Here is a 23473-nt window from a genome sequence, read left to right as displayed (position 1 = left end):
TGCGAAGGTCTCCGCAATCGCCGAGCGGTTCACCGGCCCGCAATGCGCCCGTCATCCCCGCCTCGGCCCTGTCCCTGCCTCCGTTGATCCAGGAAGAGTCTCCGACGTGCACATTCCCGCGACCCTGGTGCGTGGCGGCACAAGCAAGTGCTGGCTGTTCAACCAGGTCGACGTCCCTGCCGACCGTGGCGAGCTCGAGAAGCTGCTGGTCGCCGCGTACGGCGCCACCGACCCCGTGGAGCTGGACGGGGTGGGCGGTGCGACCCCCACCACCTCGAAAGCGGCCGTGGTCGGTGCCTCAGCCCGGCCTGGTGTCGACGTGGACTACCTGTTCGCTCAAGTCGGCATCGGGACGGGCTCGGTGGAGTGGACGAGCAACTGCGGCAACTGCGCCACCGGTGTCGCCCTCTACGCGGTGAGCAAGGGAATGGTGCCGGTCACCGGTGACCGGACGCGTGTGGTGATGCGCAACACCAATACCGGCGCGGTCCTCGAAGGGATCGTCGACACCACCGGGGGCGTGGTGCACCACTTCGGCCGCCAGACGGTACCCGGCACCCGGGCCGGAGGGGTCGCGGTCGGCCTCACCTTCCGCGACCCCGCCGGTACCACTGCCTTACTGCTCCCCACCGGCCGGGCCGCCCAGGACCTGCGGGTCGGCGCCGGCGAGCCGGTGCGCGTGAGCATGGTGACCGCCGGAGCTCCGGTCGTCCTCGTCGACGCCGCCAGCGCGGGGCGTACCGGTGCCGAGTCACTGGAGCGGATGAGCGCGGACGTCCCGTGGCTGCGCGGCGTCCGTCACACCGCCGCCCCCCTGATGGGGCTGCTCCCGCCGGGCGGGGAGCCGGGTGACGCGGTGCCGAAGGTGGGCCTGGTCGGGCCGCCGGTGCCGTACACCACCACCCTCGGTGAACCGGTCGCGGCCGAGGACTACGACGTGTCGGTGCGCATGCTCACCATGAACGCCCCGCATCCCGCGATCGGTCTGACCTCTGCCGTCGCCGTCGCGGCGACCGGGCTGGTGGAGGGGTCCGTGGTCTCCCGGGCCACGGGCGGGCCGACCGACGAGTGGCTGCGCCTCGGGACGCCCGCCGGCGTCGTCGCGGTCCGCTGCACCGACGTACGGGACGGTCTGCCGCACCGGGTCACCGTGCAGCGCGCGGCCCGTCTGCTCGCCGACGCCCGGATCTACGTACCGGAAGCGGGCAGTCCGCGGGCCGCCTGAGCCGCGGCGAACCTCTCCCCGGTCGGGCCGGCTCCCCGCCGTCCGCACCGGGACACCCTCGCGCCCTCGGGGCGCGCCACCCCGTCCCCACCGCACCAAGGACAAAGATGTCTGCTGAAGTGATCTCCATAGGCGCCTTGTCGGTGATGTTCGTGGTCGGCACCGTGCTGCCGATCAATCTGGGCATCCTCGCGTTCGTCGCGACGTTCGCGGTCGGCACCGCCTCGCTCGGCCTCACCGAGGACGAGATCTTCGAGGGGTTCCCGGCGAAGCTCTTCGTCACCATCGTCGGGGTCACCTACCTGTTCTCCGTCGCCCGCCGCAACGGCACCATCGACTGGCTCGTCGCGGCGGGGGTGCGGCTGGTCCGCGGCAAGGTCGAGCTCATCCCCTGGGTGCTGTTCCTGGTGGCCGCCCTGCTGACGGCGTTCGGTACGTTCACCCCGGCCGCGGTCGCGATCCTCGCGCCGATCGGCATGAACTTCGCCTACCGCTACAAGCTCAATCCACTGCTCGTCGGCATGATGGTGATCAGTGGCGGGCACGCGGGCGCGTTCTCCCCGTTGGCCGTCTCCGGTGCGCTGGTGCTCGGCCTCGTCGACAAGACCGATCTGCAGGTCTCCGCCGTGGCGCTGTTCAGCGCCAGCTTCGTGATCAACCTGGTGCTGTCGATCCTCACGTACGCCCTGCTCGCCAAGCGTCCCGCCCCGCTGGTCGAGGGCGTCGAAGAGGCGGCCGGAGACGAGGATCCCGCCGTCCCGGGCAGGCCCGACTGGCGGCAGTGGCTCACCCTCGCCTGCCTGGTGGCCCTCGTCGTCGGCGCGCTCGGCTTCCACCTGGAGATCGGCTTCCTGGCGCTGGCGGCCGGTGCGCTGCTGGCCCTGGTGGACATGAAGCGGCAGGAGAAGGCCGTGGACGGTGTCAGCTGGTCCACCCTGCTTCTGGTCGCGGGCATGATGACGTACATCGCCATGCTGGAGAAGGCCGGCGTCATCGAGGACATCTCCGAGCACGCCGCGGGTCTCGGCGCACCGCACGTCGTCGCGCTGCTGCTGTGCTTCACCGTGGCCATCACCTCCGCGTTCGCCTCCTCCACCGCGATCCTCACGGCGATCATCCCCATCGCCGTGCCTCTGCTGCTCTCCAGCCATCTCAGCGCCGCCGGGCTGATCGCCGCGCTCGCCGTCTCCACGACGATCGTCGACACCTCTCCCTTCTCGACCAACGGGGCGCTGGTCCTCAGCAACGCCCGTGGAGTGGACACCCGCCGCTTCTACCGCCAGATCATCGGCTACACCGGCGGGATCGTCGCCCTCGGCCCGGTCGTCGCCTGGAGCGCTCTGATTCTGCCCTGGTCATAGGTCCTCTGGCCGCGTCGGGAGGGGCCGCAGCACTGCCGTCCCTTCCTCCAGGCCGACCTTCATGGCGAAGTGTCCAGGTACTCGGCGCAGGCCAGATCCGTGGAAAGCCCATGCGGCCGTGGTGAACGCCCGCATCACATCGAGTCCCATTGAAATCTTCACGGTAGCTACATTTTTACATTCGGCATGTGCGACATTCCGCCGCATGACCTCGTATCCGTCCCATGGCAACGCCACGGTCACGGCGTTTCCCGAAAAACGGCCTTCGAGTCAGGGCCGGCCCTCGGTTCCCTCACACAGGCACCAACCCTTGCCCAAGAGGTCAAACATCTGGCCAGGAGAGAGGCGCGGGCATTGTCCGGGGAGACGTTTGCTTCGGATACTGGATCTGCCTTCACGTGGCTATTCATCGCAGCCTTTTGCGCGCAATACGGCCGGTCGAACGCGGACGGACAGGAAAGCGCATGGACTCACCCGATCGCACACTCGTCGATTCCTTCAGAGATACGGTCGAGAAGTTTCCGGACAGAATCGCCATCACCGCGGAGGACGGCGAACTCACCTACCGAGAGCTGAGTGAGCGTTCCAGCGAAGTCGCTTCAGCATTGCAGGCCAGAGGTGTGCGGCCGGGACAGGTCGTGGCCTTGCTGATGCCTCGCACCACCGATCTGCTGGTCGGCATGCTGGGAATCCTCGAGGCGGGCGCCGCCTATCTTCCCATCGACCCCGCGTATCCGTCCGAGAGGGTGGCCTGGACAGTAAAGGACAGCGACGCGTCTCTGGTCTTATCGACCTCCGCCTCGGCGGAGACGGTCGCCGGCCGGGACACCGACGTCGTCCTGCTGGACCGCCTTGCCGACGAACCCGGGGAGCGGACTCCCCCCGCAGTCGTCGCCGAGGGCCGCGGCGACCGTCTCGCCTACGTCATCTACACCTCCGGCTCCACGGGCGTGCCCAAGGGGGTGCAGGTCGAGCACCGCAGCGTCATCCGCCTGTTCGACGCCACACGGGAGCGGTTCGGCTTCGACGAGCAGGACGTGTGGACGGTCTTCCACTCGGCGGCCTTCGACTTCTCCGTGTGGGAGATCTGGGGCGCCCTGTCGTTCGGCGGGCGGCTCGTGCTCGTCCCGTCGGCGACCGCCCGCTCGCCGGAGGCGTTCCACGAGCTGCTCCGTACGCAGCACGTCACGGTTCTCAGCCAGACACCGTCCGCCTTCCGCAGGCTCCTGGCGTTCGACTCGCTCTCCCCGCGCCGGCTCTCCGCGCTGAGGGCGGTCGTCCTCGGCGGTGAGAAGCTGGAGCCGGCCACCTTGCGGGTCTGGACGGACCGGTACGGCGACGACTCCCCCCGCCTGGTCAACATGTACGGCGTCACCGAGGCGACCGTGCACGCCTCCTACCGTCTCCTCACCGCGGCGGACGTGGGCAGGCCCGGGGTGAGCCCGATCGGGGAGCCCCTGTCCGACCTGGTCTTCCACGTCATGGACGACAACGGGCAGCCCGTCGAAGAGGGCCGGCCCGGTGAGCTGTACATCGAGGGCGCCGGACTCGCGCGGGGGTATCTGGGGCGCCCGGAACTCACCGGGGAACGGTTCGTCGAGGTCCCCGGTCCGGACGGCACGATGCGTCGCCTCTACCGCACCGGAGACCGGGTCCAGGCGCTTGCGAGCGGCGGCTACGGCTACCTCGGCCGCGTGGACGACCAGTTGAAGATCCGCGGCTACCGGGTCGAGCCCGGCGAGATCGAGGCGGTCCTGGCCCGTCACCCGGAGGTGTCGTCGTCCGTCGTCGTCTCCCACGACTACGGCGGCGACGACCTCCGGCTGATCGCCTACGTCGCGTCCACGGCCCGGGGCGAGGAACTCGCCGCCGAGTTGGGCAAGTTGACCGCGACGGCCCTGCCGTCCCACATGCGGCCCTCCGCGTACGTCGTGCTCCCGGAGCTGCCGCTCACCCTCAACGGCAAGGTGGACAAGGAGCGGTTGCCCGCCCCGACGGCCGAAGCGGTGTCCGCTCCGGTCCGTGTGGGGGCGGGAGACAGCACGGCGTCCACCGGCACCGAGCGGCGGGTCGCCGAGATCTGGCAGACGGTCCTGGGTCTCCCGCGCGTGGAACACGACGCGGACTTCTTCGACCTCGGCGGCACGTCACTGTCCGTCCTGCGCATGTTCAACCACGTCAACGAGGCGTTCGGCACCGACCTCGACATCACCGTGCTGATCGACGGAGCGACGGTCGCCGTCCTCGCCCGGCACCTCGACACCGCGCTGCACGACCGCCGTACCGCCTGAATCCCGATCGGCCGGTGGCACACCTCTCTGGAGAGACGCATGACCGCACAGACGAGCTTCGCACTGACCGACGCGGAACTGGCCGCCTTCCACCGGAACGGCTACGCGGGACCCTTCACGCTCTACGAACCGGACGAGATCAAGAAGGCCTGGGGGCGGACGCGTCTGGAACTGTTCGACCGCAGCGCCGCCGTCTACCAGGACGAAGCCGCGAAGTCCGGCGTGACGAACATCGCCAACTACGACCGCCATCTGGACCACGCCTTCCTGGCGGATCACATCACCCGGCCGGAGATCGTGGACCGGGTCTCCAGCGTCCTGGGCCCGGACGTGCTGTGCTGGCGCACCGAGTTCTTCCCCAAGTACCCGGGCGACGAGGGCACCGACTGGCATCAGGCGGACACCTTCGCCAACGCCTCGGGCACACCGCAGATCCAGTGGCCGGGAGGCTCCGACTTCGGCGGCACCATCACCGTGTGGTGCGCGTTCACCGAGGCGACCGTCGACATGGGCTGCCTCCAGTTCATCCCCGGCACGCACGGCACCATGAACTACGACGAGACCAAGCGCATGACCTACCAGCCGGAGCGCAACACCGCCGTGGAGAAGACGGGGGTGCCGCGGGGGTTCTTCGGCTACGACTACCGCGAACTCCAGATCGATCCGGCCTGGAAGCCGGACGAGTCGCAGGCCGTCTCCATGGAGATGCGGGCGGGGCAGTTCATCGTCTTCTGGTCCACGTTGATGCATGCCTCGCACCCGCACGCCGGCAGGTCCAAGGACATGCGGATGGGCTTCGCCGCCCGCTACGTGCCCACGTCGGTGGTCGTCTACCCCGACACCACGGAGATCGAGGAGTACGGCGGCCGGGTCAGCCTGGAGCGCTACGGCTCCGTGCTGGTCAGCGGTGCGGACACGTACGGCCACAACCGCCTGGTCGACCGCACCACGCGCGACCATCCGTTCAGGAACGCCTCCCGGGGCGGAGCCTGATGACGACACACCTCCAGGACGACCGGGCGCCCGCCGCCGCGCTGCTCTCCCTGGCGCGGGCGCTCCTGGACACCGCTTCCCTCACCCGGGTCGTTCCGGACCGCATGAGGGTCGCCCCCGTCGAGCCCCTGCCCCCTGGCGACCTGCGGGCGCTGCACGGGGCTCTGGCCCGTGTCACCGACGCCCTGCGCCTGCCCGGCCTCGACGTGGTCCCGGACACCGGCGGGCTGTCGGCCGTCGAACTCTGCGTCAGCCGGCGGCTGGGCCTGGACCGGCACAGCCTGGACGGCTGTGCGGGCCGGCTCGAGGACGCCGTGGAGCCGGCCCGGGCGGGTTTCCCCGGACCCGCCGTCGTGGTGCCTTCGTACGACGGGGTCCCGCTGCGCTGCTGGTCGAGGGGGCCCGTGAACCGCCCGGCCGTCGCGATCGTCAACGCCTGCGGCATGCCGGCGGGCATGACCGCCGCCTGGGTGGCGGCCCTCTCCTCCTCCTACCGGGTCGTGACCTGGGAGAGCCGTGGGCTGTTCGCGGTGGACGACGGCACGGGGCCCGGTGAGCTCGGCGGCTGGAGTCTGGACGTCCAGGCCTCCGACCTCCTGGCGGTGCTCGACGGCTTCGGCATCCGCCGGGCGCATGCCCTGGGGCTGTGCGGCGGAGCCGCTGTCGCCCTGGCCGCGGCCGCCGGCTCCGACCGGATCACGTCCCTGAGCCTGTGGCACGGCGACTACGAACTGCACGGCGAGGCACCGAAGACGGCGCATCAGCAGGACGTCGCGGCCCTGCTGGCCATGGTCGCGCGGGGACGGCGGCAAGCCACCGAGATGTACCGGCTCATGCGCCGGCCCGCGACGCTGGACGGCCTGCGCCCGGACCTCGCCCACTACCTGATCCATCCGTACGCGACGCCGGAACTGCTGTATCGCTACGGCCTGTTGAACGGGGCGATCATGTCCGCCGACTGCCATCGGTTCCTCGTCGCCGAACAGCCGGCTCTTGTCGTCACCAGTGAGACGGACACGACGGCGCACCCCGCGGGTTCGAAGTTCGTCGCGGCGCGTCTGCCGCGGGCCGAGTTGCGCACGATGCCGGACGGCGACCATCTGACCGCCTTCGACGCCGGTCCCGCGCTCGTCGCTCTGGCTCGGGACTTCCTGCGCGGCGTGACCGCTCCGGACCGGAGGGACACATGAACGAGTACACGGACAGCGCTCGGCGTCCGTCCCTGCGGGATGTGCTGCGGGAGGTGCTGCGGGAACATCCGGCCGTGGCCGACGCGGATGTCCACGCCGGTCCGGACGGCGAGAGGGTCGTCGCCCGTGTCGTCCCGGATCCGGGAACCGCCGCGCTGCTGCACCGATCGGCCGTGCTGCAGGCCACCGGGCGGCTCGGCCGTCTCCGCTGGCACGAGCCCGCGGACGGGCTGCGGGTGGCCGGGCTGAACCGCGGCGAGACCGATTTCCTCTACCGCGAGATCTTCACGGGCAACGCCTATTTCCGCCACGGCATCGGCCTTCCGCCCGGCGCGATCGTGGTGGATGCCGGCGCCAACATCGGGATGTTCACTTTACGGGCCGCCCTGGAAAGCCCCGGTGCTCGCATCATCGCCGTCGAGCCGCTCACCGAACTCGCCGACGCGATCGAAGTCAACGCCGAACTCCACGGGGTGGACGTGACCGTGCTGCGGACCGCGATCGGCGGCGAGGAGGGCAAGACGGAGTTCACCTTCTATCCGCACAACAGCGTGATGTCGGGGAAATTCGCCGACCCCCACGAGGATTTCGAGGTGCTCAAGGGCTATCTGCTCACCGGAGACGGCTCCGAGCGGAGCGCGCCTTTGGACCGGCTCGTCGTCGACCGGATGGCCGCGGAGCACAGGAGCGTTCCGGTGACCACGCTCGACCGGGTGGCCGAGGAGTACGGGCTCACCCGGATCGATCTGCTGAAGATCGATGTGGAGAGGGCCGAGGAGGAAGTGCTGAAGGGGATCGGTGACGCACTCTGGCCCCGGATCGACCGGCTCGTCATGGAGGTCCACGACATCGACGGCCGACTCGACGCGGTACTCGGTCGGCTTCGCGCCGAGGGGTTCGACGTCGAGCACGACCAGGATCCCCGGATGGCCCTGACGTCCTGTCACAACGTCTACGCACGAAGGCCGGAGGCAGCCGGCCCGAGCCGCCCGGCCGGCGTGCCGCGGTTCGACGACGGGCCGACGCTGCGGGTGCTCGAACGGGAGTTGCGCGAGCTCCTGGCCCGGCGCCTGCCGACGGCGGCGGCACCCGGCCGGTTCGAGGTGGTGCCCGACCTCGGACAGGAAGCCGTGGACCGTCCCGGTCCGTCGGCGTCGCCCGGCTCGGTGGCCACATCGCGCACCGCGGTGCTCGCCGGGATCTGGCGGGATCTGTTCGGTGCCGAGGCCGTCCGGCCGGACGCGGACTTCTTCGACCTGGGCGGGGACTCCCTCACAGCCGTACGGCTGCTGGCCCGGGTCGAGGAGCGGCTCGGCGAGGACGCGCTCACCCCGGACCTGATCTTCACCGACGGCACGCTCGGAGCGCTGGCCGCCGCGATCGAGGCGAGCGCGCCCTCGGGTCCGGAGGAGCACGCGTGAACGTCATCAAGGAGGTGTCCGCCGGGACCGCACGGTGGTTCCACCGCCCGGCCCCCCGCCCGTCGGCCCGCGTCCGGTTGGTCTGCGTCCCGCACGCCGGAGCGGGAGCCGCCACGTTCGACCGGTGGGCCGCCGGCCTCCCCGATGAGGTGGAAGTCGTCGCCGTCCGGCTGCCGGGCCGGGAGACCCGCATGCGCGAACGCCCCCTCTCCGCCTGGGCGCCGCTCGCCGAGGAGTTCGCCGAGGCGCTGGAGGACCGCGTTCCCTCCCCGTATGTGCTCTTCGGGCACAGCATGGGCGCGATGCTGGTGTACGAGACGCTCGTCCGCGGCGTCGGCCGGTCTCCCGAGCGCGTCATCCTCTCCGGCTGCAGGGCACCCGACGTGCCGCGTGCGCTGCCCGCGATCCACGACCTGCCGAGCGATCGCTTCGTCGCGGAGCTGGGGAGGCTGGCCGGTACGCCTCCGGAGGTTCTCGGGGCTCCGCGACTGATGGCCGCCTTCGAACCCGTGCTCCGTGCGGACATCCGGCTCGCCGAGACGTGGTCCCGTCGCCGGCCGTCTCCGGTCCCGGTACCGCTGACCGTCTTCTGGGGAACGGACGACGAGGTGGCGCCGCCGCAGGCGGTGACGGCGTGGCGAGCCCTGGCGGCACGGGGGTTCACCGGTCATGCCGTGCGCGGAGGGCATTTCTTCTTCCGAGAGCACGCCCCGGAGTTCCTCGGTCTGCTGCGCGGCGAGCTCTCGCGCGCTCTGCCGGACGGGAGGGACGCGGCGTGAGGTCACCGTATTTCACCGACGACCACCGCCAGTTCCGGGCCCAGGTCCGGGAGTTCCTGGTCGGGGAGATCCTGCCGCGGGCCGCGGACTGGGAGGAGCTGGGCGGACTGCCCCGCGAGGCATGGAAGCTGTTCGGGGAGCGCGGTCTGCTCGGGCTGCCGCACCCGCGCGGTGCCGGTGGTGGCGGACGGGACCTGTTCACCTCCGTCGTCTTCCTGGAGGAACTCGGCCGTCTGGGGTTCGGCGGCCTGCGGGCGGCGGTCTCCGTCCACGCCTACATGGCCACCCACTACCTCGCCGCCCTGGGCCGTCCCGCGGTGCACCGGAGCCATCTGGCCCCCGCGGTGCGGGGTGAGAAGGTGGCCGCGCTGGCGATCAGCGAGCCGGGAGCCGGCTCCGATCTCACCGCGCTGGCCACCACGGCGACACCGAACGCCGACCACTTCGTGGTCCGTGGCACCAAGTCCATGGTCAGCAACGGCATGGTGGCGGACTTCTTCGTCGTGGCCGTACGCACCGGCGCGGACGCCGGCTCCGTGCCGCGTGGCACGACCGGACTGTCCCTGCTGCTGGTCGACGCGGACCTGCCCGGGGTCAGCCGCGCACCCGTGCCGACGCTCGGCTGGCGTTCGGCCGGGACGGCCACCGTGACCTGGGACGACGTACGCGTCCCCGCGGACCGGCTGATCGGGCGCCTCGACCACGGCTTCTACTACCTCCTGCGCGGGCTCCAGCTGGAACGCCTGGTGGCGGCCACCCTGGCGCTGGGCGGCATGGACCGCTGCCTGGACGACCTGCGCGCCTTCCTCCGTGAGCGTCGGGTCTCCGGAGGACCGCTCACGGAGAAGCAGGCCCTCGTCCACAGCATCGCCGACCTGGCGACCGAGCTCGCGGCCGCCCGCCAGCTCGTCCACCACTGCGCCTGGCTGTACGAGCAGGGTGAACTCCCGGCCGAGGAATGCTCGATGGCCAAGCTCCACACCACCGAGCTGGCGTGCCGACTCGCCGACCTGAGCCTGCAACTGCAAGGGGCACACGGCTACGTGGCGACCGCCGACGCGGCCAGAACCTACCGGGACGCCCGGGCCGCGACCATCGCCGCCGGCCCCAGTGAAGTGATGCGGGACCTCATCGGGCGGTCCGTGCTGAGAAAAACCATCCACTGACGGCGCCGGAGGGGCCATGGCAGGGACGTTGTACGGCATGACTCGGGAACAGCTCCGAGAGCTGGGCATCCCCGGGGACGACCACGATTCCGCGGATTCCGCACACACCTTTCCCGACGGGGGCAACTTCCGTATAGAGGTGCCGACCGTCAATTCGGTCGAGGCGGCGGACCGGCTCCTGACGGAGAGCAAGCGGCGCGGCCTGACGATCAACCGGATCACCGAGACCTTCGGAATGTTCCGGCACACGGCCGACGAGATACGACAGTACGTGGAACTCGGCCGGGAATACGGCGCCCAGATCCTGATGTCGGTCGGCCCCCGCGCCGTCTACGACATCGGCGGAGGGGTGCAGACACCCGAGGGCGCACGGATCGGCTACCGGCTGCGGGGGCAGGAGCAGCTGGTGCGCGCGGTCGAGGACGTCAGGCGCGGGATCGCCTTAGGAGTCCGCGGGTTCGTCGTCTACGACGAAGGACTGCTCTGGGTGCTCGGCCGGCTGCGTACGGCCGGACACCTTCCGGCCGACGTGCACCTGAAGACCTCGGCACACTGCGGCCACGGAAACGCGGCCACCGCCCGGCTCCTGGAGACGCTGGGCGCGAACAGCTTCAACCCCGTGCGTGACCTGACGCTCCCGATGATCGGCGCGATCCGCTCGGCCATATCCATTCCCATCGACATCCACGTCGACAATCCCCGGCTCTCCGGCGGTTTCGTCCGCACCTACGACGCGCCGGAGTTCGTCCGGGTCGCCGCGCCCGTGTACCTGAAGACCGGGAACAGCGCGCTGGAGGGCCACGGAACGAAGCCCACCATGGCCCAGGTCGACCAGATCCTCACCCAGGTCGACATCGTCTCGGAATTCCTGCACACCCACTACGCGCAGGCCCGGCAGTCCCCGGCCGGTGCCTTCTGACCCCGTATTCGAGTGGTCGCCGGACGACCGGAGGATGAGACCAATTGGGTGAGGTATCCGGACGGGACCGAACCGCCCGAGGGACGGCGGCCCGGAAACAGCCCGCGCGGCTGGGAGGCGGTTTCTGGCGGCTGTGGTGGGCCAACGCCATCAACAGCGTCGGCGACGGGGCTTTCAACGCCGCCATGCCGCTCCTCGCCGTCACCGTCACCGAGGCCCCGCAGCAGGTCGCGTTCATCTCCGCCGCCGGCTACCTGCCCTGGCTGCTGGTGTCCCTGCCGGCGGGTGCGATCGTCGACCGCTACGACCGCACCACCCTGATGTGGCGGTGCCAAGCCGTTCAGGCGGTGATCGTCGCCGCCGTCGCGGTGGTCACCGTCGCGGGCGCCGTGTCGGTCCCGGTCCTGGCCGTGGCCGGGTTCCTCCTCGGCTGTCTCCAGGTGGTCATCACCAACGCGGCGCAATCGGTCCTGCCCCAGCTCGTCCCGGCGGGCCTGCTGCAACGCGCCAACAGCAACCAGTACGTCGTGCAGACCGTGGGAGAGTCCTCGCTCGGCCCGCCCCTGGGCAGTGTCCTGTTCACGGTGGCGGCAGCGCTTCCGTTCGGCGTGGACGCCGCCTCGTTCGTCCTGTCCGCGGCGCTGCTCGCCACCATTCCGAAGAGCATCGCCGACCACGCGGCCCGACGGTCGTCCGTGCGGGCCGAGGTGGCGGAAGGACTTCGCTGGCTGGGGAACCACAAACTCCTCAGAACCCTCGCCGTCCTGCTCGGCGTCAACACCTTCTGCAATCGGCTCGGTGTGGCCACCCTGGTCCTGTACGCCACGCAGACGCTCCACCTCAGCGAGCGTGCCTACGGTTTGATGCTCGTCGGCGAGGGGGCGGGGAGCCTCCTCGGCGGACTCGTCAATGTCCGCATCGCCCGGAGACTCGGCCCGCTCCGCGCGCTGGCCGTGGCTCTCGCCGCCAATTCCGCGATCTATGCCGGCATGGGGCTCGTCCCCGACGGCGCGTTCCTCGGCGTGATGCTGGCCCTGTGCGGCTTCGTGATCACCGTGTCGAGCGTCGTCACGGTCAGCCTCCGCCAGGAGGTCACTCCCGGGGCGCTCCTCGGCCGGGTCAACAGCGTGTTCCGCATGGTCGGTTGGGGCCTGATGCCCCTCGGTGCCGTGGCCGGCGGCTTCGTGGCCCGGTATCTCGGCCTGCGGGCACCGTTCCTGATCGCGGGCGGTGTGCGAGGCGCCGCGCTGCTCCTGGCACTTCCCCTGCTCATCGCCGAAACCCACGCCATGCGAGAAGGAGAGTCGGAGAATGCCCGGTCACTTCGATGATTCATGGTTCGGAACCTACACACCGCGCACCGGAGGGCCGCCTCCGCAACTCCTGGCGGAGATATTCGAGAACGAACTGACGGACATCGCGAGGAGTCGCTTTCCCCGGGCTCACGAACCGATGGTGGTGCCCGTCGCGTCGTACCGCGAGCTGCTCTCGGCCACCCGGCGTGTACTCGAACTCCAACGGCGGGCGGTGGCGGAGATCGCCGCGGATTCGCTGGGCCGGGTGGCCGCTCTGAAGGCGGATCCGGCGGACCTTCCCAGGCTCAGCGGCGATGAGGCGTACGAGTTGGCGCACGCCATCGACTTCTCCCGTGCCGACGCGGTCGTCGCCGCGGACGGGCCGAAGTTCGTCGAGTTCAACGTGGGCGCCGGAGTCGGGGCGGTGCTCGAGTTCGAACTGGAACGCAGGATCTGGCAGCGGATCCGGCAGGAGAGCGGTGCTGCCGAGCTGACCGCTCCCGGACTCTACGAGCAGATCGCCGCACTCGTGAAGAAGACGTGCGCCGAGATCGGCATCGACCCGTCCGTGCTGCTCATCGGGTCGTTGCAGGACCCCGCGAAGACGACGCGCTATTTCCGTACCCAGATCGGGTTCCTTGCGGAATACGGGGTGCGGGCCCGGTTCGCCGATCTGCGGTCGCTGCGCGAGGAGATCGCCTCGGATCCGGACATGAAGAAGATGCTCGGCATCGTGCAGTTCGCGGAGAGGGAGGCCAACAACTGCGGTTGGGACACGTCGTCGCTGGTGTCCGCCACCCGGGACGGCCTCTTCGCCCTGCCGTCGCAGACCGCGCGGCTGGTCGATTCGAAGAAGGTGCTGGCCCTGCTCTCCGAAGGGCTTCCCTGGATGTCCCGGAAGGACCACGACCTCGTCCGGCGCTTCGTCCCCTGGACGCGCATCGTCAGGGACCGCAAGGTCCGGTGGCGCGGGCACACCCACGAGATGTCCCGGGTCCTTCTGGAGGAGCGGGACAACTTCGTCCTCAAAGGGGCCTCGGGATATTCCTCGCAGGAGGTCTTCTTCGGTCTCAGTACACCGGACTCCGAATGGAGGAGCCTCGTGGCCTCCGCGATGGAGTCGGAGTACTACGTGGCGCAGGAGGTCGTCGTTCCGGTGCGCCGTCCCCTTCAGGCCCTCCTCGACCAGGACGGCACCGTCGAAACGGTGGTGGCCAATCCGAGGATCTCCCCCTTCTGTGTCGGCGGAGTGGCCACCGGCTGCTCGATGCGCTTCAGCCCCTCCGAGGGCATCGGCCCGATCACCCGTCCCTACGGCGCCTGGCCCGGCGTACTCCTCGGCGCGCCGAGTTGAGGCACCGATCACCTCACGTCCGACCCGATCAACGAGCAGGAGATCCTCCAGTGATCATCGAGAACGCCGTCGCGCGCTACTACACGCAGATCCAAGAGGCGCTGTACGCGCTGTTCCCGGAACGGGGTGAGGGAGAGGGCAAGGGCTTCTCCCCGGGCCGCGAACTCCCCGAACTCACCCCGGCGGTGCGGGATTATCTGGCCGCGTCGGACATGGCGTACCTGCCCATGCCCGAATACGGCGACAAGAAGCTGTCGTTGCTGGACCTCACGCGGAATCCCGGTACGAGCACGACGAAGACCTTTCCGTCGCTCGTGATGGTCGCCCGTGCCGTGCGGTTCATCCAGGACACCGGGCAACGGGTCACCATCGTCACGCCGTCGTCGGCCAACAAGGCCGTCGCGCTGCGGGACGCGGTGCTGCGGGCCATCACCTGCGGGCTGGTCACCGCGGACCAGCTCAATGTGATCGTGCTGGTCCCGGCCGGCTCGGTCCACAAGCTGCGCGCGTCCGGGCTCCTCACCGATCCGGAGCTGCGCCGCAGGAACCCCATCGCGGTGTACGGCGGGCCCGGCGCCGAGACCGTGAAGGCGATAGCGAGGGGCATGGTCGACAGGCACCGGGAGGTGCTGGAGAAGGACCTTGACACGAACCTGTGGTACACGCTCCAGTTGGAGAACTACCTGGCGGGCGACGTGGTGCGGGCGCTGAGCGAAGCCGAGTTCTTCCCGGCCGACGCCGAGCGACCGCGCCTCCACGCCCACGCCGTGTCCAGCGCCTACGGCCTCCTCGGGCACGCCCGTGGCCGCGAGCTGGTCACCGGTCAGGAGGCCGGCGCCCCGCCCCACTACTTCCTGGTCCAGCACCTCGGCGCCCCCGACATGGTGGTCAGCCTCTACGAGGACTGTGCGGCCGGCACGGTGCCGACCTACGTCTACCAGCGGGAATGGGGCGGATTCGCCCAGGGGGAGAACCCGCGCTTCCCGCGCGTCACCTTCGATCCGGAGGAAGTGCTCGACACGACCTTCTACTCCAGGAACCCCGTCACCTCTCCGGAGATGAACGCCCTGATCCACGGGCAGGGCGGGGGCGGCATCGTCGTGTCGCTCGGGGAATGTCTGGAGCGCTACGGTCAGGTGCGTTCGTACCTGGCGGAGGCGGGAGTCGTGGTACCCGCCAATCCGGTCTCGGTTCTCGAATGGTCGCTCAACATGGCGATGACCGGCGTCTTCAACGCCATCGACCGAGGGCTCGTACCCGAGGACGACATTCTGATCCACGGCTCCGGTCTCTATGGACGCGCTGATTTCGAAGGCGTAGGGCTCTCGGAACTCCAGAAAGCGGACACGGTCGACGCGTTGCGGGACGTGGTCCTCCGCACCGCGGACTTCAGCCGGTCCGCGGCGTGATGGGGGGAACGGCATGAGTTCACCGCTGGAGCATCGAGCCCCGTTGCCGTCCCGTGTCTCACTGAGGAACCGGCTGCGTCTGCATGCGGGATACCAGTGGCGCAACAGCGGAAGTCCGCTGCTCGTCGGCCTGCGGACGGCGTGGGACACCGGGGGCTGGAGAAATTTCCCCGCCGTGCGGTCGGACGTGGGCGGAGTGTCCCTTTCCTATTCCGGTGTGCCTGAAGGACTGGCGTACACGCTGGAATTCACCGAGGAGCGCCGGGAGGCCACCGCCGGTGATACCCCGGTGCGGGTCTCGACCTCCCTCAGGGGGCGCCACCTCGTCTCCCCCGAGATGCTGCCGGACGCCGACATCGTCGTGGTCGGCACCAGTGCCGACCGCATCGGCCGGCTGCCCTCCGCCAGGTCGTTCGTCATGCCCATCCGCGTGCACTTCGTCCTGGACGTCGACCAGGGGTACCGATCGGTCCTGGCGAACGCGTCCAAGGGCGCCAAGCGGGATTTCCGGCAGAACTACCGCAAACACGCGTGGGAGTTCGGGGTCGAACGCGATCCTTCCTGGTTCGACTTCTTCTACGACCGCATCTACCGGGCGACCATGATCCAGCGCTATGGGGACCACGCGCGTACCGAGAGCAGGGACTCCGCCTACGAGTGCCTGTTCCGCTCCGGTGCGTTGTTCCACCTGTCCATGGACGGCGAACGCGTCGGCGGCCATCTGTGCCATTGGGACCCGGGATCCGGAGTCCTCACCTCCCGGCTGCTGGGTGTGCTCGACGGCGCCGAGGAGTACTACGAGGCCGGGGTCCTCAAGGTCATGTACTTCCTCCTCATGGAATGGGCCGCCGAAAACGGCGTCCGCCGGCTCGACTTCCAGGGCACGGAAGCATTCCTCAGCAAGGGCACCTACCAGATGAAACGCCGGTTCGGCACCCGGGTGATCCTGCCGCCGAACCATTTCGGCCGCAAACGCCTGTGGTTGCAGGTCCGCCGGGACACTCCGGCCGTACGCGACTTCCTCGTCGCCAATCCCCTGCTGAGGGTGACCGACGAAGGGACGTTGCACGCGGTGTATTTCCACGACGACGAGCGCCCTCCTCGGGAGGACTATCGCGCGGTGGGACCGGGCGTCGAAGCCGTTCACCACATCTCTCTGGACGAATTCCTCGCCGGGTGCCGGCACGACGGGAGGGCTTATGTCGCTTGAGCCGAAACTGCGCGTTCTGGTGATGCACAGCCTCGCCGACAGTTCCGTCCGCTACGCGCAGAACATCGATCACGACAAGCACGACGTCACCTACGTCAGCACGTCGGCGAAGCTGGGGACGCTGCCAAAGGACGTGCCCGCGCGGGTGGTCGAGCGCGCGGGGACCGGGGACGTGGCGGACGAAGTCGTCGCCGCGGTGAAAGGCCTGCCCACACCGGACGTGATCATCAGCCTGTCGGAATTCGACGTGATCGCCGCGGCTCAGGTCCGGGAGGCTCTCGGGGTTCCCGGTCCCACCGTGCGGGAGGTCCTGCCGGTCAGGAACAAGGTCGTGATGAAGTCGTCGGTCGCGAAGGCGGGCCTGCGGGTGCCGGGATTCGCTCCCCTCCCCCAGGCGCTCGCGCAGGGAGCCGAGTCGGTTCCCTGGCAGGGGCGTACGGTCCTGAAGCCGCAGTCGGGCGTGCTGGCCCAGCAGATCCGGATCTTCCCGACGGTCACCGCGGCGCTGGACGCGGTGCGTCACGGGGACGTCCCGGTTCCCGTCGAGGACTTCGAGATCGAGGAGTTCGTCAGCGGCCGCATCATGCACATCGACGGAGTGCTGGCGCAGGGCAGGCCGATCGCGATCCTCGCCAGCCGGTACGTGGGGACGTGCCTCTCCTACGCGGAGGGCAGCCCCCTCGGTTCGGTACAGATCGACACGGGACCCGAGCTGGTCGACTGGTCCCTTCGCTGCCTGAAAGCGGTGGGAATCGAGAACGGTCTGTTCCACCTCGAGGCCATCGCCACGCCGACGGGGCCGGTGTTCCTGGAGGTGGGCGCCCGGTGCGGCGGAGGCGGCGTCATCGACTCCTTCGAACTGGCGACGGGCATCCGCATGCCCGGAGTGGCCGTCCGCGTGCATGTCGAGGGGGCCACGGCGAGCCTCCCCACCGCCCGGATCCCCGGCCCCGACGAGCGGTACGGCTGGTTCCTCGTACCGGGGCACACCCTTGGCTCCCCGTACTGCCGCATCAGCGGCGAGCAGGCCTTCCGCGACGATCCGCTGGTGCACCGCTGGTCGCAGCGCACACCCGACGAGCCGGTCAAGTTCTCCTACGCGAGCTCGAACGTACCGATCGCGGCCATGCTCGGCCCGTCATCCACCTCCGCTCTTGAGGGGTTCATGGCTTCGCTGTTCGCGTCGGTGCGGGTCGAGCCCCATCACGGTTCAGTCCGAGCGGTAGAGGAATCGGTGTAGCGGTGCGTCCTCGGTCAGCAGCATGGTCAGCCGGTGCGCGAGGCGCTGCCATGCGTCTTCCTGCGCGTACGTCAGCCGCACGTCCCGGCCGTCGGCGGCTTCGAGTGCGGCGGTGAGGACGGCGGTGTCGGCGTCGGGCGCCAGGTCCATGAGGGACAGCACCCGCGCCATCGTGCCGACCAGACGCACCGCGGTGCCCTCGCCGGTGGCGTCGAGCGCGCGGAGCGCCCCGGCCGTGCCGGCCGGGTGTGCGGAATCCGAGGGCTCCACAAGGGCGCCGGACAACGCGCGCAACGCCGAGTAGAGCAGATCGAGAGGGGAGGTGGGCAGGTCGACGATTCTCAGACCTTCGTGTTCCCAGCGCCCGTTCGGCGTCCAGACTCGCGGTCCGTCCGCGACGGCCGCCGCCAGGCACGCGCCGACGGTCCGGAACGCCGCCGGCGCTTCCACCAGCACATCGGGTCCCCGGCCGCTGTGCGCCGCCTCGGCCATGGGCACGAGCAGCCGGTCCCTCACCCGCTCGAACTGGGCCTCGAAGTCCGGATCCACCACGACAAGGCGAGCTGACACACGAGCTCCTCTCCTTGATCACTGCGCCACACAGTACGCGAAGCCCCCGAATCGATCACAGCAGCCTTCCGCGGCGAAGGGAACGGATGTACATGCGCGTTCTGGTCATGCACGGCATCCCCGAATCGTCCGTCCACTACGCCGAGAACATCGACCACCATGCTCATCAGGTCACCTACGTCACCACCGCCCAGAAGGTGCGCACGCTGCCGGTCGGTGTTCCCCTGCGCGTGGTCGAGCGCTCCGGGACCGGCGACACGGCGGCGGAGGTCCTCGCGGCCGTCGAGGGCCTGCCCGCGCCGGACCTCGTCATCTCCACGTCCGAACTGGATGTGATTCCCGCGGCGCAGGTGCGCGAGGCCCTGGGCGTCCCCGGCGCCACCGTGCGCGATGTCCTGCCGGTCCGGGACAAGGTGGTCATGAAGACGGCGGTGGAGGCCGCCGGAGTACGTGTGCCGCGGTTCATGCCGCTGCCCGCGGCGCTCGCGGGAGGAGAGGGGGCGGTCCCCTGGCAGGGACGGACCGTCCTGAAGCCGCTCGCGGGTCAGGGCAGCGACGGGACGCATGTCTTCCCGTCGGTCGCCGCGGCCCTGGCCGCGGTGCGCGGCGGAACCCTGTCGATCGACGTCGACGGGTTCGAGGTCGAGCAGTTCGTCAGCGGTCGCATCATGCACGTGGACGGACTGCTGGTGGCCGGCCGACCCGCCGTCGTCCTCGCCGGCCGGTACGTGGGCACATGTCTCGCCTACGCCGCAGGCAGTCCTGTGGGAACGGTGCAGATCGACACCAGTGCGGACCTCACCGCTTGGACGTCGCGCTGTCTGCGGGCGGTCGGCATCGAGAACGGCCCGTTCCACCTGGAGGCGATCGAGACGCCCGAAGGCCCGGTGTTCCTGGAGGTGGGGGCCCGCTCCGGGGGGCGCTTCATCATGGACACCTTCGAACTGGCCACCGGCATCCGTCTTCCGGGCCTGGCGGTCCGCCTGGCCGTCGAAGGCCCGGCCGGCCTCCCCGGACCCCGGGACCCGAGCCCCGACCGGCTCTACGGCGCCTTCCTCTTCCCCGGCCACGCCCTCGGCTCCGGGTACTGCCGCATCACCGGGGAGGAGGCGTTCCGCGACGACCCGATGGTGCTGCGGTGGCATCGGCAACAGGCCGACGCACCGCTCAGCCGCCAACTGACCTACTCCCCCGGCCGGGTGGCACTCGCGGGAACCCTCGGCCCCGCCCCGACCGCCGTACTCGAGGACTTCATGGTCAAGCTGTTCGACTCGGTGCGGGTGACGCCCGGCGAAGACCCGCCCGGCGGCTGACGGCCCCCTCTTCCGTTCTGTTCACCTATGGCGTTTCAAGCGGAGGGCACACAAGTGACCAGCCATCCAGCCGCGTTGTTCCTGATCGACCTGTCCTTGATCCTTGTGGTGGCCCGTGCTCTCGGGGCCGTCGCCGTGAAGCTGAGGCAGCCGCCCGTCGTGGGAGAGATCCTCGCGGGCATCCTCTTCGGGCCCACGCTCTTCCACGGCGCGATCACTCAGGCGCTGTTCCCGTCCGGTGTGCGCTCGGTGCTGTCGTCGATGTCCAGCGTCGGCGTCGCGCTGTTCATGTTCTGCGTCGGTCTGGAGATCGAGCACCGGTTCCTGCGGGGCAGGGGCCGGCTCACCGCCGGGGCCGCACTCGGCTCCACCCTCGTCCCCTTCGCGCTCGGCATCCCGCTGGGCCTCTTCCTCCTGCAGGACAGGACCGTCGGCCGACCGGTGGCCTTCTTGGTGTTCATCGGCCTGTCCGTGTCGGTCACGGCCTTCCCGGTGCTCGCCCGGATCCTCAGCGACCGGGGTCTGTCACGCACCCAGGTCGGCGGTATCGCGCTGGCCACCGCCGCGGTGGTGGACGTCGTGGCGTGGTCCGGGCTGGCCGCGATCCAGGCGGTCTGCGGCGGGGGCACCCCGTGGCAACTGGCCCTCGTCGTACCGTTCGTCGCCGTGCTGGCTCTTGTCGTGCGGCCACTGCTGCGCCGCGTTCTGGCCGTTGCCGGCGGGCCGGTCGATCTCACCTCCGGCCGGCTGTCGGTGGTGCTCGTCGGCGCCCTGTTGAGCGGCGCCGCCACCGAACTCATGGGACTGCACTACATCTTCGGGGCGTTCCTCTTCGGTCTGGTGGTGCCGCGGGAGGTGGCGCCACGCGTCCGGGCGGACATCTCCGAACGGACCGCACAGGTGACCTCGGTGCTGCTGCCGGTCTACTTCGTGGTCGCCGGCTTCCAGGTGGACCTGACGGGAGTGGACGGCTCCCGGCTCCTGGAGTTCGCGGCCGTCCTGCTGGTCGCCGTCGCGGGGAAGTTCGGCGGCACCTACCTCGGTGCCCGGACCCAGGGGCTGGAGCCCCGGCCGACCCTGGTGCTCGCCGCGCTCATGAACACCCGGGGCCTGACCGAGCTGATCATCCTCGGGGTTGGTCTGCAACTCGGTCTGCTGGACGGCCCGTTGTACTCGATGATGGTCCTCATGGCCCTGGTCACCACCGCCATGAGTGGTCCTCTCCTCACGTGGATGTACCGGCGGCCGGTCGAGATCGGCCCACCAGCCGGACGACCCTCCCGTGAACCGGCCGCCGACGGCGAGGCACCGGCCGAGCTCGCCGAGGACGGGCCTCGCGGGAGGGCGTAGGGGCGAGGGCGCGTGCCGGTCCGGCCAGGCAGCGGCGTTCTCGGGCGCCGCGGCGCTCCGAGGGCGTGCCTGGCCGTGTCCGTGGCGGCCGGTCAGCCGGCGAGGAGCTGCAGCGTGTCGATCACGCGGTTGGAGAAGCCCCACTCGTTGTCGTACCAGGCGACGACCTTGACGTGGCGGCCGTCGACGCGGGTGAGGGCCGAGTCGAAGATGGACGAGGCGGGGTTGCCCACGATGTCGGAGGAGACGAGCGGGTCGTCGGAGTACTCCAGGATGCCGGCGAGCGGCCCCGCGGCCGCGGCCCGGTAGGCGGCGAGCACGTCGTCGCGGGTGACGTCGCGGGCCACGGTCGTGTTGAGTTCGACGATCGAGCCCACCGGCACGGGGACGCGGATCGAGTCGCCCGAGAGCTTGCCGTCCAGGCCCGGCAGTACCAGGCCGATCGCCTTCGCGGCACCGGTCGTGGTCGGCACGATGTTGACGCCGGCGGCGCGGGCGCGGCGGGCGTCGCGGTGCGGGCCGTCCTGGAGGTTCTGCTCCTGGGTGTAGGCGTGCACCGTCGTCATGAAGCCGTGCTCGATGCCGGCGAGGTCGTCGAGGACCTTGGCGAGCGGGGCGAGCGCGTTGGTGGTGCAGGAGGCGTTGGAGACGATCGTGTGCAGGCCGGGGTCGTAGGTGTCGCTGTTCACGCCGAAGGCGAGGGTGATGTCGGCGCCGTCGGACGGTGCGCTGACGAGGACCTTGCGGGCGCCGGCGTCGAGGTGGGCGCGGGCGGCCTTGGCGGAGGTGAAGCGGCCGGTGGCTTCCACGACGATGTCGACGCCGAGTTCGGCCCAGGGCAGCTGCGCCGGTTCGCGCTCGGCCAGCACCGTGATCCGGCGGCCGTCGACGACGAGGGTGTTCCCCTCGACGGTGACGGGACGTCCGAGCCGGCCGGCCGTGCTGTCGTAGGCGAGCAGCCGGGCGAGCGTGGTGGGCTCGGTGAGGTCGTTGACGGCGACGATCTCGAGGGTGCTGTCGCGTTCCAGCAGGGCGCGCAGCACGTTGCGTCCGATGCGGCCGAATCCGTTGATGGCGATGCGAGTCATAGGTGATGTCCCTTCCCTTCGCCCTCAGGCTCGCGTGCGGCCCGCGCCGCCGACAGTGGCGGTATCGCCATGGTTCAAAAGGATCCGGCCAGGGCTATGCGCCGCGGGTGAAGGTGCGTCGGTACTCGCTGGGGGTGGTGCCCAGGATGCGCTGGAAGTGCAGACGCAGGTTCGCGCCGGTGCCGAGGCCGACGTCGGCGGCGATCTGTTCGACGCTGCGCTCGGAGCGCTCCAGCAGTTCGCGGGCGAGGTCGACGCGGGCGCGCATCACCCACTGCATCGGCGTGTAGCCGGTCTCCTCCACGAAGCGGCGGGAGAACGTGCGCGCCGACACTCCGGCCTGCTGTGCCAGCAGATCGAGGGTGAGGGGCTCGCCGAGCCGGTGCAGGGCCCACTCGCGGGTGGCGCCGAAGCGCTCGCCGAGCGGTTCGGGGACGCTGCGCGGCACGTACTGGGCCTGGCCTCCGCTGCGGTAGGGGGCCGCGACCAGGCGGCGGGCGGCGTGATTCGAGGCGGCCACTCCGAGGTCGCCGCGCAGGATGTGCAGGCACAGGTCGATGCCGGAGGCGGCGCCGGCCGAGGTGAGGACGCTGCCCTCGTCGACGAACAGGACGTTCTCGTCGACCTGGATGAGCGGGTGCTTGGCTTTCAGCGCGCGGGTGTAGTGCCAGTGCGTGGTGGCGCGTCTGCCGTCGAGCAGGCCGGTGGCGGCGAGGGCGAAGGCGCCGGTGGAGATGGCGGCGAGCCGTGCGCCCCGGGCGTGGGCGGCCAGCAGTGCGTCGGCGACGGGCTGCGGCGGGTCGTCGCGGTCCGGGTGCCGGTAGCCGGGGACGAAGACGATGTCGGCCCAGGCCAGCGCGTCCAGGCCGTGGGCGACGGAGTAGGACAGGCCGTCGCCGCCGGTGACGAGACCGGGTGCCGCCCCGCAGACCCGTACCTCGTAGGGCATGCTCGCGCGGGTCGTGAAGACCTGCGCGGGGATGCCGACGTCGAGTGGCTTCGCTCCCTCGAGTACGAGGACGGCGACGCGGTGGAGGCGCGAGGACGGCATGGGGAAGAGGCTATGGGGGGCGTGCCGCCGACACGACCACGGCCGGCCGTCATCGTGGCCATGTCGGACCGGTCGTACGTGCCCGGCGGACGCCTCTCGTGGCGTTGAGCCACCCCAAGTTGAATGGGAAACCTTAACGTTGAACCGTCATATTGATGCCGCCCGGGGCGACTTGCCACCCCGCTGTGAGCAGCAGAAACTGTAGTTACAGACGTAGAGCCCACCGCACAGCGACTCTGCGCCCCGAC

At 70.1% G+C, this 23473-nt stretch carries 19 protein-coding genes; 16 read left to right on the top strand and 3 right to left on the bottom strand.

The window, feature by feature from the left end; genetic code table 11:
• Positions 1–106: 106 nt before the first annotated feature.
• The 14 genes from ABZ948_RS21615 (at position 107) to ABZ948_RS21550 (ending at position 17853) form a co-directional block, all read left to right on the top strand.
• A complete protein-coding gene (locus tag ABZ948_RS21615; protein ID WP_359761848.1) occupies positions 107–1225 on the top strand; it encodes a PrpF domain-containing protein in 1119 nt (372 codons plus the stop codon).
• A 119-nt stretch (positions 1226–1344) separates the two neighbouring features.
• Positions 1345–2586: an SLC13 family permease gene (locus tag ABZ948_RS21610; RefSeq protein WP_435857559.1), complete on the top strand. Its 1242-nt coding sequence runs from the start codon at positions 1345–1347 to the stop codon at positions 2584–2586.
• Positions 2587–3050: 464 nt separating this feature from the next.
• Complete coding sequence (locus ABZ948_RS21605) at positions 3051–4877, top strand: amino acid adenylation domain-containing protein (protein ID WP_359761845.1); 1827 nt, start codon at positions 3051–3053, stop codon at positions 4875–4877.
• 39 nt (positions 4878–4916) lie between these two features.
• On the top strand, positions 4917–5870 hold the full coding sequence (locus tag ABZ948_RS21600) for a chlorinating enzyme (RefSeq protein ID WP_359761843.1): 954 nt from the start codon (positions 4917–4919) through the stop codon (positions 5868–5870).
• On the top strand, positions 5870–7060 hold the full coding sequence (locus tag ABZ948_RS21595) for an alpha/beta fold hydrolase (RefSeq protein ID WP_359761841.1): 1191 nt from the start codon (positions 5870–5872) through the stop codon (positions 7058–7060). The genes ABZ948_RS21600 and ABZ948_RS21595 overlap by 1 nt, the downstream gene beginning before the upstream one ends.
• Positions 7057–8481, top strand: coding sequence for an FkbM family methyltransferase (locus ABZ948_RS21590; protein ID WP_359761839.1), 1425 nt, complete (start codon positions 7057–7059; stop codon positions 8479–8481). Before ABZ948_RS21595 ends, ABZ948_RS21590 begins: the two co-directional genes overlap by 4 nt.
• The gene (locus ABZ948_RS21585; RefSeq protein WP_359761837.1) at positions 8478–9260 is read left to right on the top strand and encodes a thioesterase II family protein; all 783 of its coding nucleotides are present in this window, start codon (positions 8478–8480) and stop codon (positions 9258–9260) included. Before ABZ948_RS21590 ends, ABZ948_RS21585 begins: the two co-directional genes overlap by 4 nt.
• Positions 9257–10426, top strand: a complete 1170-nt coding sequence (locus ABZ948_RS21580; RefSeq protein ID WP_359761835.1) for an acyl-CoA dehydrogenase family protein — start codon at positions 9257–9259, stop codon at positions 10424–10426. The genes ABZ948_RS21585 and ABZ948_RS21580 overlap by 4 nt, the downstream gene beginning before the upstream one ends.
• Positions 10427–10442: 16 nt before the next feature.
• Positions 10443–11345, top strand: a complete 903-nt coding sequence (locus tag ABZ948_RS21575; protein WP_359761833.1) for a peptidase — start codon at positions 10443–10445, stop codon at positions 11343–11345.
• Between the two features lie 44 nt (positions 11346–11389).
• Positions 11390–12676, top strand: coding sequence for an MFS transporter (locus tag ABZ948_RS21570; protein ID WP_359761831.1), 1287 nt, complete (start codon positions 11390–11392; stop codon positions 12674–12676).
• A 121-nt stretch (positions 12677–12797) separates the two neighbouring features.
• Positions 12798–13994, top strand: a complete 1197-nt coding sequence (locus ABZ948_RS21565; protein ID WP_359761829.1) for a hypothetical protein — start codon at positions 12798–12800, stop codon at positions 13992–13994.
• Positions 13995–14044: 50 nt separating this feature from the next.
• The gene (locus ABZ948_RS21560; RefSeq protein ID WP_359761827.1) at positions 14045–15403 is read left to right on the top strand and encodes a DUF6002 family protein; all 1359 of its coding nucleotides are present in this window, start codon (positions 14045–14047) and stop codon (positions 15401–15403) included.
• Between the two features lie 217 nt (positions 15404–15620).
• A complete protein-coding gene (locus ABZ948_RS21555) occupies positions 15621–16613 on the top strand; it encodes a GNAT family N-acetyltransferase (protein WP_359761825.1) in 993 nt (330 codons plus the stop codon).
• Positions 16603–17853 (top strand): ATP-grasp domain-containing protein, encoded by a 1251-nt coding sequence (locus tag ABZ948_RS21550; protein ID WP_359761823.1) that lies wholly within the window; start codon positions 16603–16605, stop codon positions 17851–17853. Before ABZ948_RS21555 ends, ABZ948_RS21550 begins: the two co-directional genes overlap by 11 nt.
• On the opposite strand, the gene ABZ948_RS21545 is transcribed toward ABZ948_RS21550, so the two are convergent.
• Positions 17824–18423 carry a hypothetical protein gene (locus tag ABZ948_RS21545; protein WP_359761822.1) on the bottom strand — a complete coding sequence of 200 codons (600 nt, stop codon included), beginning with the start codon at positions 18421–18423 and terminating at the stop codon, positions 17824–17826. The genes ABZ948_RS21550 and ABZ948_RS21545 overlap by 30 nt on opposite strands.
• 92 nt (positions 18424–18515) lie before the next feature.
• On the opposite strand from ABZ948_RS21545, the gene ABZ948_RS21540 reads away from it, so the two are divergent.
• Both ABZ948_RS21540 and ABZ948_RS21535 read left to right on the top strand, forming a co-directional pair.
• The gene (locus tag ABZ948_RS21540) at positions 18516–19736 is read left to right on the top strand and encodes an ATP-grasp domain-containing protein (RefSeq protein WP_359761820.1); all 1221 of its coding nucleotides are present in this window, start codon (positions 18516–18518) and stop codon (positions 19734–19736) included.
• A 54-nt stretch (positions 19737–19790) separates the two neighbouring features.
• Positions 19791–21086, top strand: a complete 1296-nt coding sequence (locus tag ABZ948_RS21535) for a cation:proton antiporter (RefSeq protein WP_359761819.1) — start codon at positions 19791–19793, stop codon at positions 21084–21086.
• A gap of 92 nt (positions 21087–21178) precedes the next feature.
• Here ABZ948_RS21535 and gap read toward each other — a convergent pair whose 3' ends face one another.
• Positions 21179–22174: a type I glyceraldehyde-3-phosphate dehydrogenase gene (gene gap / locus ABZ948_RS21530; RefSeq protein ID WP_359761817.1), complete on the bottom strand. Its 996-nt coding sequence runs from the start codon at positions 22172–22174 to the stop codon at positions 21179–21181.
• Between the two features lie 94 nt (positions 22175–22268).
• On the bottom strand, positions 22269–23225 hold the full coding sequence (locus ABZ948_RS21525; protein WP_359761816.1) for a GlxA family transcriptional regulator: 957 nt from the start codon (positions 23223–23225) through the stop codon (positions 22269–22271).
• Positions 23226–23473 lie beyond the last annotated feature (248 nt).

It is taken from the genome of Streptomyces olindensis (assembly GCF_040645895.1).
GTDB classification, from domain to species: Bacteria; Actinomycetota; Actinomycetes; order Streptomycetales; family Streptomycetaceae; genus Streptomyces; species Streptomyces olindensis.
The sequence above is the reverse complement of the archived record's forward strand: the minus strand, read 5'-3'. Positions and strand labels throughout refer to the sequence as shown.

Coding starts and splice junctions, on each gene's coding strand:
- ABZ948_RS21605 (WP_359761845.1), top strand. CDS start 3,051: ATGGACTCACCCGATCGCACACTCGTCGATTCCTTCAGAGATACGGTC.
- ABZ948_RS21600 (WP_359761843.1), top strand. CDS start 4,917: ATGACCGCACAGACGAGCTTCGCACTGACCGACGCGGAACTGGCCGCC.
- ABZ948_RS21595 (WP_359761841.1), top strand. CDS start 5,870: ATGACGACACACCTCCAGGACGACCGGGCGCCCGCCGCCGCGCTGCTC.
- ABZ948_RS21590 (WP_359761839.1), top strand. CDS start 7,057: ATGAACGAGTACACGGACAGCGCTCGGCGTCCGTCCCTGCGGGATGTG.
- ABZ948_RS21575 (WP_359761833.1), top strand. CDS start 10,443: ATGGCAGGGACGTTGTACGGCATGACTCGGGAACAGCTCCGAGAGCTG.
- ABZ948_RS21565 (WP_359761829.1), top strand. CDS start 12,798: ATGGTGGTGCCCGTCGCGTCGTACCGCGAGCTGCTCTCGGCCACCCGG.
- ABZ948_RS21550 (WP_359761823.1), top strand. CDS start 16,603: ATGTCGCTTGAGCCGAAACTGCGCGTTCTGGTGATGCACAGCCTCGCC.
- ABZ948_RS21540 (WP_359761820.1), top strand. CDS start 18,516: ATGCGCGTTCTGGTCATGCACGGCATCCCCGAATCGTCCGTCCACTAC.
- gap (WP_359761817.1), bottom strand. CDS start 22,174: ATGACTCGCATCGCCATCAACGGATTCGGCCGCATCGGACGCAACGTG.
- ABZ948_RS21525 (WP_359761816.1), bottom strand. CDS start 23,225: ATGCCGTCCTCGCGCCTCCACCGCGTCGCCGTCCTCGTACTCGAGGGA.